This window comes from Stratiformator vulcanicus, from assembly GCF_007744515.1.
GTDB lineage: Bacteria > Planctomycetota > Planctomycetia > Planctomycetales > Planctomycetaceae > Stratiformator > Stratiformator vulcanicus.
The window spans coordinates 570868-587348 of record NZ_CP036268.1; the positions used below are offsets into that span (position 1 = coordinate 570868).

11 protein-coding genes are annotated in these 16481 nt (G+C 56.5%); 6 read left to right on the plus strand and 5 right to left on the minus strand.

The window, feature by feature from the left end; genetic code table 11:
* Positions 1-25 precede the first annotated feature (25 nt).
* The gene (locus Pan189_RS02035; RefSeq protein ID WP_310820961.1) at positions 26-892 is read right to left on the minus strand and encodes an SMP-30/gluconolactonase/LRE family protein; all 867 of its coding nucleotides are present in this window, start codon (positions 890-892) and stop codon (positions 26-28) included.
* 403 nt (positions 893-1295) lie between these two features.
* Between Pan189_RS02035 and Pan189_RS02040 the strand changes: the two genes are divergently transcribed.
* The 5 genes from Pan189_RS02040 to Pan189_RS02060 all read left to right on the plus strand — a co-directional run bounded on the left by Pan189_RS02040 (position 1296) and on the right by Pan189_RS02060 (position 10148).
* Complete coding sequence (locus Pan189_RS02040; protein ID WP_145362303.1) at positions 1296-3806, plus strand: DUF1592 domain-containing protein; 2511 nt, start codon at positions 1296-1298, stop codon at positions 3804-3806.
* Positions 3807-3853: 47 nt separating this feature from the next.
* On the plus strand, positions 3854-5134 hold the full coding sequence (locus Pan189_RS02045) for a DUF1552 domain-containing protein (RefSeq protein WP_145362304.1): 1281 nt from the start codon (positions 3854-3856) through the stop codon (positions 5132-5134).
* 103 nt (positions 5135-5237) lie between these two features.
* Positions 5238-7778: a DUF7133 domain-containing protein gene (locus Pan189_RS02050; RefSeq protein WP_310820962.1), complete on the plus strand. Its 2541-nt coding sequence runs from the start codon at positions 5238-5240 to the stop codon at positions 7776-7778.
* 57 nt (positions 7779-7835) lie between these two features.
* Positions 7836-8597 (plus strand): 3-keto-disaccharide hydrolase, encoded by a 762-nt coding sequence (locus Pan189_RS02055; protein ID WP_145362306.1) that lies wholly within the window; start codon positions 7836-7838, stop codon positions 8595-8597.
* Positions 8598-8645: 48 nt separating this feature from the next.
* A complete protein-coding gene (locus Pan189_RS02060; protein ID WP_145362307.1) occupies positions 8646-10148 on the plus strand; it encodes a sulfatase family protein in 1503 nt (500 codons plus the stop codon).
* Between the two features lie 168 nt (positions 10149-10316).
* On the opposite strand, the gene Pan189_RS02065 is transcribed toward Pan189_RS02060, so the two are convergent.
* From Pan189_RS02065 to Pan189_RS02080, 4 genes are read right to left on the minus strand one after another with little or no spacing between them, the layout of a single operon-like run.
* Entirely contained in the window at positions 10317-12257 is a 1941-nt protein-coding gene (locus Pan189_RS02065; protein WP_145362308.1) for a carcinine hydrolase/isopenicillin-N N-acyltransferase family protein, read from the minus strand.
* Between the two features lie 32 nt (positions 12258-12289).
* Positions 12290-13327: a dipeptide epimerase gene (locus Pan189_RS02070; RefSeq protein ID WP_145362309.1), complete on the minus strand. Its 1038-nt coding sequence runs from the start codon at positions 13325-13327 to the stop codon at positions 12290-12292.
* A complete protein-coding gene (locus tag Pan189_RS02075) occupies positions 13324-14448 on the minus strand; it encodes an N-acetyltransferase DgcN family protein (protein ID WP_310820964.1) in 1125 nt (374 codons plus the stop codon). The genes Pan189_RS02070 and Pan189_RS02075 overlap by 4 nt, the downstream gene beginning before the upstream one ends.
* A 53-nt stretch (positions 14449-14501) precedes the next feature.
* Positions 14502-14939 (minus strand): VOC family protein, encoded by a 438-nt coding sequence (locus tag Pan189_RS02080; protein ID WP_145362310.1) that lies wholly within the window; start codon positions 14937-14939, stop codon positions 14502-14504.
* A gap of 101 nt (positions 14940-15040) precedes the next feature.
* On the opposite strand from Pan189_RS02080, the gene Pan189_RS02085 reads away from it, so the two are divergent.
* Positions 15041-16414 carry a sigma-54-dependent transcriptional regulator gene (locus Pan189_RS02085; protein WP_145362311.1) on the plus strand — a complete coding sequence of 458 codons (1374 nt, stop codon included), beginning with the start codon at positions 15041-15043 and terminating at the stop codon, positions 16412-16414.
* Positions 16415-16481 lie beyond the last annotated feature (67 nt).

The window sequence follows — 16481 nt, forward strand, 5'->3', positions numbered from 1 at the left end:
AGACAAAAGGATTGGCCGATTCAATCTAACCGCCGCGTACTCTCATGTGGATCGAATAGAGGCCGGTGCGTGCGGTAATAAATAACGTCTTGCCGTCGGGGCCGCCGAACGTCACATTGGACGGCGCCTCCGGCACCTCGATGTCGCCAATAAAGCGTCCGGTCGGCGAATAAATCCTGACGGTCTTCCAAGTGACATACAAATTACCGCGTTCGTCCAACGTCAACCCATCAGACGGGTGATCGGCGGCAGTTTTTCGGTTTGAGAGCATCCCGTCTGAGTCGATGTCGTAGCGAAAGACGCTTTTCTGACGTGGCACGGCCACGAACAGGCTTTTGCCATCCGCAGAACCCACAATGCCGTTGGGGCGCCACAGGTCTTCGGTAACTCGCTGCAGATTGGTGCGATCGGGTGACAGGCGGTAGACATAGCCACCATCCTGCGTGGAATCGCCTTTGCGGGGGTACTGATCGGTGAAGTACACCGAGCCATCAGGGGCGAGCCAGATGTCGTTGTTGCCGCACAGTGGTCGACCTTCAAATTGATCGACGAGCAACTTTGCCCGACCCTTTTCGCTGAGGTCAAACACTCCATGGGCTCGTCCGGAGCAACCAACGAGTTGTCCGTCCCGAGCGGAAAGACCGCCGATGGCGAACTCGTCGCCGCGCCAGTAACGCTGCAATTTCCCGTTGTGCGACCAGTGATGCAATGCCTTCGGGGGTGTATCGACGAAGTAAACTCCGCCTTCACCATCGCTGGCAGGACCTTCGGTAAAACGAAACCCGCCCGCAAGCTTCACAACGCGACTGTCGGAATCGACGAGGTCTGACAACTCGATCTCGTCGATCTCGGCAGAGACCGCGGTCGAAGCCAAGACGAGCCAAATCGTCAACCGGCCGACGCCTCGCAATAATCCGTAAAGAGTCTCTCTGATAAAGGTTGCGCCGGATGGTGCCTCCGGGGGGCGCGATTTGTGTACCGGGCTCGGGGAGAAGGTCGCGAGCATGTGAGGCCGATCCGCAGTGCAGGTAGGGTGTTCAGGCCATGGTTTCCTGAAGAAGATAGCATCAAGGTTACTTTATCTGTCTTGCCGACGAATCGCGAACTTGAGGAGTGAGCAGGCGGTCACTTTCGAGTAACCTCGCACCGGTAAGTGCTATTATGTTGATGGGAGGATTTTACCTGTGTTCATTGAGGTCTGACGCGTGGCAACCCGTCGAGCTATTCGCCTATTTCGCCCCCGCGCGAACTCGATTCGAAGTCTGTGGCTGGTTTGCTTAGCACTCGTGTTGCCGATGGGTTCCGCGACGAAGTTGCTTGCAGCCGAGGACGCAATCTCGCCTCAACATCTTTCCGCAATGACGGAGCGATACTGCGTCGACTGTCACGGTGAGTTCCTGCAGGAAGCGGGTCTGCGACTCAATACGATGCGGTTCGATGCCACGGATGCCGCCAATTTGGCTCGCTGGCTCCAAGTCTACGACCGTGTCGCCGACGGCGAGATGCCACCGGCTGATGCCGAGCACCCGTCCGCTGAAGAGCGAGAGCAATTCGTCGCGGAACTAAGCCAATCGCTCGCGCGCGCTGAACTCAGGGTACATGCCGAATCGGGGCGGGTGCCGCTGAGAAGACTGAATCGGGTGGAGTACGAGTGGACGCTGCGCGATCTCTTATCTCAGCCCCACTTGGAATTAAAAGAAATGCTGCCGCCCGATCCCTCGGTCGGAGGAATCGAAACGGTCGCGACCGCGCAAGATTTTTCCTACGTGCAGATGTCGCGATATCTTGACGCATCGCGGTTGGCCCTCGACGCTGCGATGGATTTAAAGAGTCGACCGCAGCCAATCAACTTAAGACTGGACTTGCAGAAACAGAGCCGATTGACGCGAGATGTCAATACGAAGTGGGGTAAGATCGAGCCCGATGCCCGGCGGAAAGATGGTCGAGCGGAACGGGGCGAAGTCCGTTGGGTCGACGAATGGAGCGTGTTCGTACGCCAGCCAAATAGCGCCCAGACGCCGTATTTTCTGACGCACCGCGAACCAGTCGCCGAGGGGCTTTATCGTTTCCGATGCCGATGTCGGGGCGTTGAATATGATCACGGTTCGATTCGCGACACCGATCAAAATCATGTCCTCTCACTTTACAGCGGCGAATCTCGATTGCTTAAGACTTGGGATGTTGCGAACAAGCCGCGTGTCGTGGAATTTACGGCTTGGCTTAAGGATGGGGACGGTATAGAGCTTTACTGTGCTTCGCTCGATGATCGAAACACAGCCGGTGCGGGCAAAATGAAGCCGTACGCTGGACCGGGAATTGCCGTCGACTATCTGGAGATGGAAGGGCCGCTCATTGATCAGTGGCCGGCGGATGGGCATCGCCTGCTGTTCGGCGACCTCCGGGTCATTGATTGGCGGGAAGACTCGGGCTTTCGGAAGCCGATGGAATTAGTTGATACGGGGGCGATGGGGAAGCGGGGCAGTCAACGCCGCGAGAAAAGTCCGCCACGGATGGTTCAGTCAGCCGAACCGGCCGCTGACGCCGAACGCCTGCTCCGCCGATTTATGAATCGAGCCTATCGCCGCCCCGCCGACGAAGCGGAAGTTCAACGGTGCCTCGCCTTCGCGACCCGGGCCATTGAAGACCGATTCTGTTTTCAAGATGCGATGCGATTGGCCTATCAGGCTGCATTAAGTTCGCCCGACTTTCTATTCTTAAGAGAGCAGCCCGGCGAATTGGACGACTTCGCCCTCGCCTCCAGACTCTCTTACTTTTTATGGCGTAGTCTGCCGGACGATGAATTGAGGGCGTTGGCTGATGCGGGGCGATTGTCGGAACCGGACGTGCTGCGTGAGCAAGTCGAGCGACTATTAAACGATCGTCGCTCGGAACGATTCATCATCGACTTTTGCGATCAGTGGCTCGATCTTCGAGAAGTCTCTGCGACTGCGCCCGATCAGGATCTTTACCCCGAATACTTCTGCGATAACCATTTGGTGGAATCGGTGGTCAAGGAAGCTCGCGCCTATGTGGGAGAAATGGTTTCAAAGAATCTCGGGGCCGCCGCTATCGTTGACTCCGATTTCGCGATGCTGAATGAGCGGTTGGCGGAGCACTACGACATCAATGGCGTGCTGGGCAGCGATATTCGACGCGTCGAGCTTCCGGAGGGTTCGGTACGCGGAGGTCTACTCACGCAGGCGGCCATTATGAAAATCACGGCCAACGGGCTTACGTCGTCTCCCGTCACGCGAGGGGCTTGGGTTCTGGATAACATTTTGGGGACGCCGCCACCCCCTCCCCCGCCCAACGCCGGGGCCATTGAACCCGATACTCAAGGTGCGACGACGATTCGCGACCTGCTCGAGAAACATCGACGGGTCGAATCCTGTGCGGCTTGTCACCGCTTAATCGATCCCCCGGGCTTTGCGTTGGAGAACTTTGACGTCATGGGAGCCTGGCGGGAACGGTATCGCAGCTTCGGCAAGGGTGACCCGGTCAAAAGAGAAGTCGCCGATCGCCGCGTTAAATATCGCCTCGCTGCAAGAGTTGATGCTTCCGGGAAAACGATCGAAGGAGTCACGTTTGACGATGTCGAAGGACTTCGCACGGTGCTCCTTGAGCAGGAGGAGCAGATCGCCCGCAATATGACCGAGCGTCTGCTGACGCTCGCGACGGGAGGAAGCGTCGCTTTTTCTGATCGCACCGTCGTTGAGCAAATCTTAGAGCGAACAGAGTCCGAGAATTACGGGCTTCGCTCCATCATCCGCGAAATCGTGCTGAGTCAGCCGTTCCGACGAAAATAGCGTCGCAGCGTGACGTTCAATATCAATCATCTTCTGTGGAGCGACCGATGCGACAACGACCACTCTCAAGGCGGACCTTCTTGCGTGGCTCAGGCGTGGCGTTGTCGCTTCCGCTGTTGGATGCAATGGGGGTTGCGACTGCATCAGCCGCACCCAGCGGTTCATCAACCGCGCCGCAACGACTGATCGCGATTGAAACGAATCAAGGGATCGTCCCCCAGTATTTTTTCCCGAAGCGTGCCGGTTTCGATTGGGAAGTCACACCTTATCTAAAACACTTGAACCAATTCCGTGATCAGCTCACCGTCTTTTCAGGGGTGTCTCACCCCGAGGTCGACGGCGGCCACTCCGCGGAGCCTTGCTTCCTGACGGCTGCGCCCCACCCCGGGAGGGGCGGATTCCGGAACACGATTTCACTTGATCAATACGCGGCGGAACGCATCGGGCATCATAACCGCTTCCCATCATTGACGCTCAGCATTAACACCCCGCGTAGCATCTCCTTTACCGCTGCCGGTGTTCAGATTCCGGGCGAGAACAGTCCTCGCCGCGTATTTCAAAAATTGTTCGTGCGTGGCAATGCCGAAGCCGTTCAATCGAGAATCGCCGACCTTCGGCACGGAAGGAGTATTTTAGACTCCGTCGCCGACCGTGCTCGAACGCTCAGCCGTGAGGTAGGGTCGCGCGACCGCGCGAAACTCGATCAGTACTTCACCGGCGTGAGAGAACTGGAACGCCGACTGCATGCGAATGAAGAATGGGAGAACCGACCAAAGCCGCAGGTCGATTATCCGATGCCGGAGGAAATGAACGACCCGAGTGCCCTATTGGAACAAGTCCGCTCAATGTTCGACCTCTGCCGGTTGGCCGTTCAGACAGATTCCACCCGGCTGATCACGTTCTTTATGTATCAGAACACGGCCAAGCCGAACATTCCGGGGGTCCAAGAGGGAACCCACGGCTTGACCCACCACGGCAACAATCCGGATAAACTCTCTCAACTTCAATTAATTGAAGGGGCGCAGCTTGAAGAATTGAGCCGCTTGCTCGGTCAGCTGCGCGAGACCCCGGAGGCGGGTGCGTCTTTATTGGATCGTACCTCTGTTCTTTATGGCACTCCGATGGGGAACGCGAATCGGCATTCGAATGACAACCTCCCGGTTCTGTTGGCGGGCGGCGGTTTCCGACATGCCGGGCATTTGGCGTTCAGCCAAGAGCACAATTACCCGCTACCGAACCTGTTTGTCAGCCTGCTTCAAAGCCTTGGAGTGGAAGCTGACCGCTTCGCGTCAAGCACGGGCACGATGTCCGGCCTTGAACTGCGTTAAAGAGAGCTGCAGTTGTTGATGCTGCACCTCTCTCTCGGCAACGATGGTTTTCAATAGATTCTGGATTTTAACCCAACTCAATTACCGAATTCACAGGATGATAATGCTCCGCTTGAAGTTATTGGCTCTCGCCGTCTTCGTCGTTACTGGGCAGTATGTAGCGGGTGAAACAAAGAATATCCGGGTTAAGTCCCCTGATGGCTTTCGGGCGACGCCATTTGCGCTTCCGCCGGACGTGAACTATCCGGTCTGCCTCTCAGCGGCGGTCACGGGAGAATTATTCGTTGGCGTCGATCCTCAGGGATCGTTGGGCAAGGAAAAGGGTGATGGCAAAGTTGTCCGTTGCATCGACACCGATGGCGACGGAACCGCGGACGAGTTCACGGAGTTCTGCCGCGTTGATCACCCACGGGGGCTTTTCTTCGATGACGGGCAACTGTGGGTGCTGCATCCGCCGAAGTTAAGCGTCTTTACCGACAATGACGGAGATGGCGTTGCCGATTCCGAGAAAGTGCTTGTCGAGAATATTTCGACAGAGATGATCCGCAAACGCGGTGCGGACCACTCGACCAACGGAATCCGTATGGGCATCGACGGCTGGATTTATATTGCCATGGGCGATTACGGGGTCGTCAATGCAACAGGGACCGACGGCAGGACGGTCACCCATCGCGGCGGGGGAGTCTTAAGAGTGCGGCCCGATGGTACCGAATTGGAACTCTTCTGCACGGGCTTGCGGAACATTGTGGACGTTTGCGTCGACCCCTATCTCAATATATTCACGCGAGACAACACCAACGACGGCGGCGGCTGGGACACACGCGTCAGTCATATCATCGAAACTGCCGAGTACGGCTATCCTTCACTATTTAAGAACTTTTCCGACGAGATCATGCCCCCTCTGGGCGAGTACGGTGGCGGCTCGGGCTGCGGCGGGCTGTCACTCGATGACCGCCGTTGGCCGTCACCCTTCGCGACTTCCACCTATACCTGCGACTGGGGTCGAAACACCGTCTATCGCCATGAATTAACGAGCCGAGGCCCGACATTTACGACAACTCAGCAAACGTTTCTTAAGATGCCGCGGCCGACCGACATCGATATTGATGGTGCCGGTCGGATGTACGTCAGCAGTTGGCGAAACGGAAAATTTCGCTACACCGGACCCGATGTCGGCTTCGTGGCCCAAATCACACCACCGGGCTTTAAGCCGCAGGCAGCCGTCGCTCCGGGGGAGCTCGATTTAACGGCAGTTGTGGATCAACTCCGGTCGCCGAGTGCCGTTGTCCGTCTACACGCTCAACGGGAACTTCTGCGTCGATCAAATCATGAAGATACCGCCGGGGCGATTCGTGCCGTAATGATTGACGCTGATGCCAACCTTGCGAGCCGCGTGGCAGCTTTATTTGCGCTGAAGCAACTTCAGGGGGAAGAATCGCATTTCGAATTAGTTAATGTGCTCACCGACCCGGCGCTTCGACGATTCGCCCTGAAGGCACTGACCGATCGTCGGAATGAGACACAAGGTATTAAAGTCGATCAAATACGCGACTTCTTGAATGACGCGAATGCGAAAGTCCGTGCGCAAGCTGTCATTAGTTTGTCCCGGCTCGACGACCGAGAGTCCGTTGATGAGTTGTTGTCACTCTATAAGCGAGAAGTCGCGGCACAGCAGGGTGAAAGTCGTCCCGTAGCAATTCCGCACCTGATTATTCAAGCGTTGGTCGGGATGAAGGCGGATGAGCAATGTGTTGCCGCGCTGTCCGGTCCCAACGCATCAATCGCCGTCCGGGCATTACAACAAATGCACTCGTCTGTTGCGGTCGATGGTCTGATCAATCAATTGAACGCGGAACCCGAGCAAGCAATGCGATGCGCGCTTATCACCGCCCTCATACGGCTCTATCACCGTGAAGCATCGTTTCAAGGCCGCTGGTGGGGAACGCGGCCTGATACCGCGGGGCCCTATTTTAAAGCCGTCGAATGGGAACAGTCGCCCAGGATTGCGAAAGAACTGCGGTCGCAGGACGAGGCAGCCGATGCCGCGCTCAAAACATTCCTCCGCGAAGAACTAATTCGACATCGGGTCTCGATTGACGGCATCGATATATTGCCCTCGGAGTCGGAACGAGAGGTCGTTGTTGAAGTTAAGATTCCGAAATTTGATCCGCTGAATCCTCAGCAAATCGGAAATCGCCCGCAGCAGTCCGTCATCTCAGACGTGATGGACCGTCGCGGTAAGGCCGAGCGAGGTGCCGAACTCTTTCGGACTCAGTCGTGCCATGCCTGTCATTCCACGGCAAAAAAACAGCAAGCGATCGGCCCGCACCTCGCCGACATCGGCAAACGGTCAAAGCCCCGCGAGATTCTCGAATCAATTCTTGATCCCGATAAGAAAATCACGCAGGGTTTCGACACGTATTCCTTCATCTTGGCGGATGGTAAGGTCGTGACAGGCTTCGTCACACAAGAATCAGGCGATGCCGTTTCAATTCGCAAGTCCGATGGAAGCGCAACGACTGTCGGCAATGAGTATATTGAGGAGCGTATCAGGCAGGAGCTTTCGTCGATGCCGAAGGGGTTGGTCAATAACCTTACGGCGGAGGAACTCTCGGACCTGATTGCGTTCTTGCAATCGTTGTAGGCAAAGAGTCTGGCGGCCGTCGGTCACCATCAAAGATATTCAGGAAGAACGTGAAATATGCTCCGATTAATATGTGTGATTGTGGCTGTCGTCGTGGGGATATCTGTTGGCACCTCGCACGTGAAGGCAGAGCCAATCGACGGCGGCTGGATTCAATTGTTTGATGGCAAGACCCTCAAAGGTTGGACACCGAAATTTCGGGGCGAACCGGTTGGAGAGAATTACCTTAACACGTTTCGAGTTGAGGACGGTTTGCTGACCGTGTCCTACGATCAATACGAGACGTGGAACGAGAAGTTCGGGCATTTATTCTACAAGGAACCGGCCGGGCGATATCGGCTGCGGTTCGAGTACCGTTTTCTCGGCGATCAAGTGGGTGGCGGACCGAACTGGGCACGACGCAACAATGGGATCATGATTCACGGTCAAGAACCCGCCGCGATGAAGCTCGATCAGAAGTTTCCAAATTCACTGGAAGTTCAACTTCTCGGCGGACTCAATGAGAAATCAAAGAGACCAACCCTCAATCTTTGCACGCCGGGCACCTTCGTCCGCCTGAATGACAAAGACCACAAGCAGCACTGCACAAATTCAAATTCCAGAACATTTAATGGCGATCAGTGGGTGACCGGTGAGATCATTGTCGACGGCGATCGCTCCATTCAGCATCTCGTTGATGGCGAAGTCGTCATGGAATATTCGCAGCCGCGACTCGATGATGGTACCCCCCTTGCGTCTGGGACGATTTCGATTCAGGCGGAAAGCGCCCCGATCCAGTTTCGTCGCATCGAATTGAAACACTTGGGTGAGCGCGAATAGCCATCGTGCCGCACCTTAATACCTGATACCGATTATCCAGGACATCTTATGCGCCTTGTCTGTTTTGTTGTTGCCCTGTTCTCGACCGGTTTGGCTCTAGCGGGTGAGCGACCGAACGTCGTGGTGATCATGGCTGACGATCTCGGTTATGGAGACGTCTCATGTTACGGGGCGACGGAATACAGCACGCCGAATATCGATCGGCTCGCCGAGGAAGGGATGCGTTTCACCAGCGGTTACTGCTCTGCCTCGACATGTACGCCGTCGCGATTTTCTTTTCTGACCGGCACCTATGCTTTTCGCCAAAAAGGCACAGGAATCGCAAGTCCCAATAACCCCGCGATTATTAAACCGGGGACTCCGACAATCGCATCGTTATTGAAAGGTGCGGGCTATCGAACGGCGGTCATCGGTAAGTGGCATCTGGGGCTTGGTGGCAGCGACGGTCCTGACTGGAACGGCGACCTTAAGCCAGGGCCGCTGGAGATCGGCTTTGATCATTGCTTCTTACTTCCCACAACAAATGACCGGGTACCGCAGGTTTACGTCGAGGGTCATCGCGTCTTAAATCTCGATCCCGAAGATCCGTTGTGGGTCGGCCGGAAGAAGCCGAGCCCGGATCATCCGACCGGAATCACACATCGCGACACGCTTCGACTGGATTGGCATCATGGCCACAATCAGACGATTCATAACGGTATTAGTCGAATTGGTTATTACACTGGCGGTCACGCTGCCAGGTTTCGTGACGAAGATTTGGCCGACCGTTGGGTCGAAGAATCGGATCAATGGATTCAGCAGGAATCGGACAAGCCGTTCTTCTTATTTTTCGCCTCGCACGACCTCCACGTGCCACGAATGCCGCACGAGAGATTTCAAGGGGCGACCAAGCAGGGGTTCCGCTCCGACTCGATTATTCAACTCGATTGGTGTGTCGGACAGTTATTGGAGACGCTAGATGAAGCAGGACATGCTGATGACACATTAATCATCTTTTGTTCCGACAACGGGCCGGTCTTGAATGACGGGTACGAAGATGGCGCAGTTGAGTTGCTGGGCGACCATGACCCGAACGGCCCGTTCAATGGCGGAAAATATAGCGTTTATGAGGGAGGGACCCGCACGCCCTTTATCACCCATTGGCCCGGACGGATCGAGCCGGGCGTTTCAGACGAGATCGTGTGCACGATCGATATCGCCGCAAGCCTCGCGGCATTAACCGAGACCCCACTGCCCGACGACGGCTTTCATGACAGTGCCCAAGTCCTGCCGGCCCTTCTCGGTGAGGCCGGGGCAAGCGGTCGCGAGCTACTTGTCGAACAGGATAACGGCCGCTGGGGAAGCTTCGGATTTCGTAAGGGCGATTGGAAACTTGTTCGGAAGATGTCGCGACCGTCGAAACGAAAGCGTCAAGGCAATGATAATCCACCGAAGCCGCGATATGAGTTGTTTAATCTCGCGGATGATCGCGGCGAGGAGAATGACATCGCCAAACAAAATCCGAATGTGACGAAGTCAATGATTCAAGAGCTTGATCGAATCATTGAGTGAATTATTGCGTGAATAGGCGGAGCCTCAGCCCAATAAGAGTGATTCCGCCTAAGAACTTCGCTCTCACGGTTCGAAGTACCTTTTGCTTCTCCATTAGTGGTTAGTACTGCGGCCGCTTCGCGCGGCAATGCTTTGCCTGTTTAAATATCTATGGGGCTGATTAAATATCTATGGGGCTAAGGTGGTGAAGTAGAGTCGGTCAATGTCGAAGTACTCTTTGTCGTCGCCGAACCGGCCGTCGACACGAAGATGGACGGCGTTTCCATTCCGGAGCCGTCGGCACTGCCCGACATCTCCGATTTGCTGATATTCACTCTCGCCAGCCCGTTTCAAATAAAGCCGATAGACGCCACCGCTTTCCCCTTCATCAGGGTTGTTTTCGACTTTATCGAGTTCGAGTGCCAGTGAAATCGGCTCTTTCAGATGAGCGGGCAGCTTGATGTCGGTCGCGATGTCGCTACTCCCCTCTCCGAAGGCGGCTCCCGACAGTGAAACTGTATCGGGACCAGTCCGCTCAACGACGAATCCGGCGGTCTGATAATTCTTTTCTGACTGAGAGGTGAAGCCGAATCTCAGTATTTCATTGGCTTTATCTCCGGTCAGGTTCCATCCGGAGACCTCGAGAATTAAATAGCCCTTGGGAACTTTGTCGGTCCCTCGGGGAGCGCGAACCCGGATCGGATGATCCAGTGGGACGTACCGATTAACCGCCTTGTCACTATTTCTGCGGATGCGGAACGCCCCGTCTTTGACGACGCATTTGGTCATGCCGCCGTCCCACGATTCGCTACTCGCGGAATTCTTTGCCTCACCTAACTTCGTTCCGTTCTCGTCCGAGAAGTGAAAGTCGATTGCAACCGGCTCTACGGGCGAGTCGGTATTCGCCGGGTCGGAAGTAGACCCGTTGAGCGCGACCAGCAGCTTCGAGATTTCGGCCGAGGCAGAGGAGTGCAGCGCTAGTAATTGTGTACTTTGCGGAGGGTTGGTTTGCCAGCGTTTTCTTTCGGCGTCAACCTTTTCAAGCAGTTCGCTCTCGAGTTGATTGAGACGGACCGAGACTGAATAGAGCTGATTCGTGTCCAGCTCATTTTCCGACCGATAAAACTGTTTTCGGAGACTCGTTGAGAGATCGCAAATGTTGCGTTGACCTCCGGCTGTGGTTTCCGGGGCGGCCGCGCCCTGCTCCGCCCAGCATGGGACAGCCACCGTCAGCAGCGGTTCGCCGAGAAGTACCCACATCGTGGTCATTGAGGCCGGTTCATCCTTCAAGACGCCACGGATGACCGCCGCGGAGACAGTTCTCTTTCGATTAAGGGTTGATGTCGTGTTTACAAGCTGTGGTGTCGCCTTAACCGATTGACGCGTTGGGCTATTAGTGAAATTAAAGCCAGTTTGGATTGCTTCGCCGATGTCACGCGACACGAAACTTAAAAGATAGCTTTCGGAAAGTTTATCGTCGGCAGCCCCGGCAATGCACAATTCGGTCGCCCGGCAGAATCGATCGCCTGAATAGATGGTCTCAAAATCGGTCGGGGTCGTTCCCGATTCCTCAAGCCCCTTAAAGCTGAAGTTCGAGCGGACGATGAAACCCTGTGGTGCATCTCGCTCTGAGTTCGCATCGTAAGCACGGTAGGAACGTGGGCCGACTTCGAACATCATTGCGGCACCAGACGCATCGATGACCCCAAAATTGCCACGAGTTCGCCTGCCGCTTTCGTTTGTCTCATCGAGCAGTCTGATGAAGTCTTTAGCGGTTGCACAATTCTCAAGCGCCATGCGGATCAATCGACCGTTATTCGGCCCCGTAGTGCGGTCGCCGGACATATCGCTGCTTTGTGAATTCTCAATGCACAGGCCCGCCGAGTTCACACCCATCCGCATGCCTTCGGTTGCGCCGGCGTTGGCGACGGCGACGTAGCGGAACTTGCCCGTGTCATCGCAAACGATTTCGTTATCTCGTTGCCAGAAGTCGCGATTCTTCCAAAGCAGGGGCCGACCATCAATTGTCGCCCGGCCCGAAATGACGGCGGTGGTGCAGGCTGTCGCTTGAAGTTGAGCCGTGAGCCCGAGGCAAAGTGCGGCGGTCCCAGTTATTAATTTAAGAGTCATTGAAGATATCTCGTTTTATTTGTGGCAAAGTGTCAGGCCGCGAAACGGGGGGCGGCGCTGTGGCCGCCGGGATGTTCAAGTGTGACCAACCCAAGTTTTAAAGAAAACCCGGTTGTCGGGTCGTCGCTGAGAAGGACGTGGCCGTCAAGGTCCGCGTAGTCGATTAAGGGGAGCAGTTGCGCAGCGGAAGCGACGCCCACGCTCGATTCGATCATGCAACCCACCATTGTGGATAGGCCGACCTCCCGCGCGGCTCGGGCCATACGAACGGCGGGCGTCAGTCCGCCGCACTTGGACAGCTTAATATTGACCCCGTGGAAGCGGCTTTGGCACAGGCCGACATCGGCTTCGCGGACGCAACTCTCATCCGCAATGACCGGCAATTTAGAATGCTGATAGACGAATCGATCAGCCTCGAATCCGGCGTTCGCTGGAAGTGGCTGCTCGATAAACTCTACTCCAAGTTTCGCGAGCTCCGCCGACAATTCGACCGCTTGTTTCGGGTCCCAACCGCAATTTGCGTCGACACGGATGATCGCGTCGGTCGCGTTGCGAACAGCCCGCACCGCCTCAAGATCATCCGGACCGCCTAGCTTAATCTTAATGATTGGCCACCCCGCATATTCACGGGCTTCTTGAGCTATTCGCTCGGGCGAGTCGATAGGTATTGTGACGCTCGACAGGGGGACATCACACCATCGGCTTCCCCAGCGCTCAAAGCAGTTGGTCCCGGCTATTTTCGCAGCCAGATCGTGTGCCGCTGAATCGATCGCCGATAGGGCGAATGAATCGTCTGACAGCTTTTGCTGAAGTTGCGGCCACAGTTCCTCAGGCTCTTGAGTAGCGATCGATCGAAGCCAAGGTCTGATTGCTTCGAGCGATCTGGTGAGCGATTCGATCGAGTGCCCGTAATAAACGTGGCGCGTGGCTTCGCCATAGCCGACATGCTCTCGATGTCGCAGGCCGACCAGCAGCGATTCCTGGATGTCGATGGAGCCGCGTGAAATGGTGAAGGGTCGCGATAAGGGCATTCGGCGCGGCGTTAATTCGAGTTCATAGCCGTCACTCATCGAATCACACTCTCACGCAATGAAAGGATTGCGTCGGCGAGCAAGTCGGCCCCGTCGCGGCAGACATCGCACACCGGCAGGCCAAGCTCCGCCGAGACGCGTTCACGCTCTATGTCGGCTGCATCGGAATCAAGCCGTCGGCTATTCATCGCGATGCCGATCACACGGCAAGGGTTGCGAAACGTCGCGAGCGTTTCATAGAGCGAAACGAACTTCTCAAGCGGTGGGATCTTAATATGCTCCAATCCCTTCATTCGTTGTCGACCCGCTTCATAGCACAGGATAAGGCCGTCGGGAGCCGCGCCGTGGAGCAGGCCCACGGTCACGCCGGAATAGGCGGGGTGGACCGCACTTCCTTGGCCTTCGATCACGAGGACGTCATGTTCGTCATGCTCCAGCACGAGACGTTCGGCGGCACCATTGACGAAGTCGGACACGACGCAGTCGATCGGAATGCCCGCCCCTGAAATCATAATGCCCGTCTGGCCGGTCGCCAGAAATTTGGAGTCGACACCGCGCCTTCTTAGAGCGAGGTCAATCTCGGCGGACGCTACCATTTTCCCGACCGAGCAATCATGACCGACCGTGTGGATTCTTAGACATCCCGGTCGGAATGATGCTCCGGTCGCGGTCGTTCGTTCTGAATTGCGGCGAACATCGATGAGCCGTGATCCGCTGGCCGCGGCCGCCAGCGAAAATTCGTCGTCGTCACGAAGGAAGTCGTGGAGACCGGCGACGACGTCGATGCCTTCACGAATCGATGCGGCGATCGCAGAGCGAAGCGGCCGCGGCAAGCGTCCGCCCGCGGGCGATACTCCGATGAAGAGTGCATCCGGAGTTGCCACTTCATCGAATGAGCGAACGATCGGTATCGAGCCGCCGTGGCCAAACGCGTCGCCCGCTGTCGCGAAGGGTAATTCGGGGTCGAGTACCGCGACGATGTCATCACGGCGGTATCGCAGCAAACTCCAAGCCGTCTTGGACGACTGAGGAGCGTTGGCGAAATCGGTCGCGACAACGATTCGCCGATATGACATTAAGTCAGGAAGGGCGTCGGCGTTGTCAACTGCGGACGGCGGAACAAACGGCGGAGTTTGTAAGTCAGATATCGTCTGAGACACTGGTGTTATCCCGGAATGGATCATCTTATGAAGTACTCGTTCAAGCGCGCCGTTTAATGCGCGACAGCTTCCTTCGCGAAGAGCGTCTGTAGCGAACGAAAACCTTTGAATTCGAGGGCATGTCCGAACGGGTCATGGAAGAACATCGTGCCTTGCTCTCCCGGTTGACCTGCGAACCTCGTCCGCGGCGCGATAATGAATTCGATGTCGGCGGCCTCGAGCCGATCGGCTAGCGCTCTCCAAGTCGGCAGGTCGAACGCGACTCCGAAGTGCGGTATCGGCACGCCGTCGCCATCGACGTCGTTGACGTGTTTGCGTGGCGGAGGCATTGACGGGTCAAGATGACATACGAATTGGTGCCCGAAGAGATCGAAATCGACCCACGTTTCATCGCAGCGGCCCTCGGGACAGCCGAGGAGTCCCCCATAGAACTCACGTGCTTTCGTCAGGTCGCTGACGGGAACGGCTAAGTGAAACGGCCAAGCGGTCATAGAAATTGTGGTGCTCCGAGGTATTGCTGAACCCTCCCGTGCCGAGAGTAGGAAGGGGTTGCATCACTCGACGGTCAGGCAACAATCGTGCCGGAGAGATCATGAGCCGCGACAAAACCCCTCGCATCGCCTTTCTTGATGACATTCCCTCGTTGCGCGAGGAGATGGTCGCCATTCTTGAAGGCGCCGGCCTCGCGGCGACGGCGCTCTCTGATCCTTACGAAGCAATCGCAAAAGCGGAACGCCGCGAGTTGGACCTTCTGATCACGAGTCTCGTGATGAAGCCCCTGGGAGGCTTCGAGGTCATTCGCGGCGTGCGGGGTGTTGGGAGCGACGTCCCGATCATCATGTTGACGAGTTATGGGACAGAGCAGTCGGCGATCGAAGCGAATCGGCTCGGTATTGCGGATTACCTGACCAAGCCGATTGCCAGCCGTGAGTTGGTCGCTCGGGTTCGGCGCGTCCTGAAAGGGGACGCCGAAGGCCCGGTCACGCTGGCGAAAATGATCTCTTCGGACTCCGCTATGGAGGCCATCTTCGAGAAAGCCCGCGTCGTTGCATCCTCGGAAAGCCGGATTTTGATCTTGGGCGAGACGGGCTGCGGCAAGCAGTTGCTCGCCCACGCTATTCATGAACATAGCGGTCGGGCCAAGGCACCGTTCGTCGAAGTCAATTGCGCGGCGATCCCTTCAGGACTGCTCGAAAGCGAACTGTTCGGTCACGAGCCGGGCGCGTTCACCGGGGCGACCAAGCGTCGAATCGGCCGCTTCGAAGCGGCCGGTCACGGAACAATTTTCCTCGACGAAATCGGCGAGTTGAGCTTTGACCTCCAATCGAAATTGCTGCACGTGCTCGAAGGTGGTCGATTCACCAGAGTCGGCGGCAATGACGATCTCAAAAGCCAGGCTCGGCTCGTCACCGCGACCAATCGCGATCTGCATGTCGAGGTCGAACAGGGGCGCTTTCGTGCCGATCTTTTCTACCGTCTCAACGTGATCAGCCTGACGCTTCCTGCTCTGCGAGAACGCCCCGGCGACATTATGCTGTTGGCTGAGCATTTCCTGAAGAAGTTCCTCCCGGAGGGACGCCGTCCTCCCCGCTTCAGCAACGAGGCCGTGCAAGTTTTGACGACGTTTCCGTGGCCGGGAAACGTGCGCGAACTTCAAAACGTCGCCGAGCAGATCGCCGTGCTGCATGTCGGAACCGAGATCAACGTCGCCGACCTCCCACAGCGGATTGTCCACGGAGCGGATCAGGCGACATCGCCAACGGTCGCGGCCCCCAGCGGCAACCGGTCCTTTCGATTAGAGCCCTTCCGTGACGCCCGTGATCGTTTCGAGAGGGAATACCTGACCGAATCGATCACTGCTGCGGGAGGCAACCTCGCTGAAGCCGCGCGCAGAGCCGGACTCGACCGCGCCCAATTCTTTCGCCTCGCGAAAAAGCACGGCCTCTCCTCCAACGCCAGAAGGTAGACGATTCATCAACAAGTCAACATTACTGATGACGAATTGACAACATTGCCGGGCCTGTAGCCGTCGT

Coding starts and splice junctions, on each gene's coding strand:
- Pan189_RS02040 (WP_145362303.1), top strand. CDS start 1,296: ATGGGTTCCGCGACGAAGTTGCTTGCAGCCGAGGACGCAATCTCGCCT.
- Pan189_RS02045 (WP_145362304.1), top strand. CDS start 3,854: ATGCGACAACGACCACTCTCAAGGCGGACCTTCTTGCGTGGCTCAGGC.
- Pan189_RS02050 (WP_310820962.1), top strand. CDS start 5,238: ATGCTCCGCTTGAAGTTATTGGCTCTCGCCGTCTTCGTCGTTACTGGG.
- Pan189_RS02055 (WP_145362306.1), top strand. CDS start 7,836: ATGCTCCGATTAATATGTGTGATTGTGGCTGTCGTCGTGGGGATATCT.
- Pan189_RS02060 (WP_145362307.1), top strand. CDS start 8,646: ATGCGCCTTGTCTGTTTTGTTGTTGCCCTGTTCTCGACCGGTTTGGCT.
- Pan189_RS02065 (WP_145362308.1), bottom strand. CDS start 12,257: ATGACTCTTAAATTAATAACTGGGACCGCCGCACTTTGCCTCGGGCTC.
- Pan189_RS02070 (WP_145362309.1), bottom strand. CDS start 13,327: ATGAGTGACGGCTATGAACTCGAATTAACGCCGCGCCGAATGCCCTTA.
- Pan189_RS02080 (WP_145362310.1), bottom strand. CDS start 14,939: ATGACCGCTTGGCCGTTTCACTTAGCCGTTCCCGTCAGCGACCTGACG.
- Pan189_RS02085 (WP_145362311.1), top strand. CDS start 15,041: ATGAGCCGCGACAAAACCCCTCGCATCGCCTTTCTTGATGACATTCCC.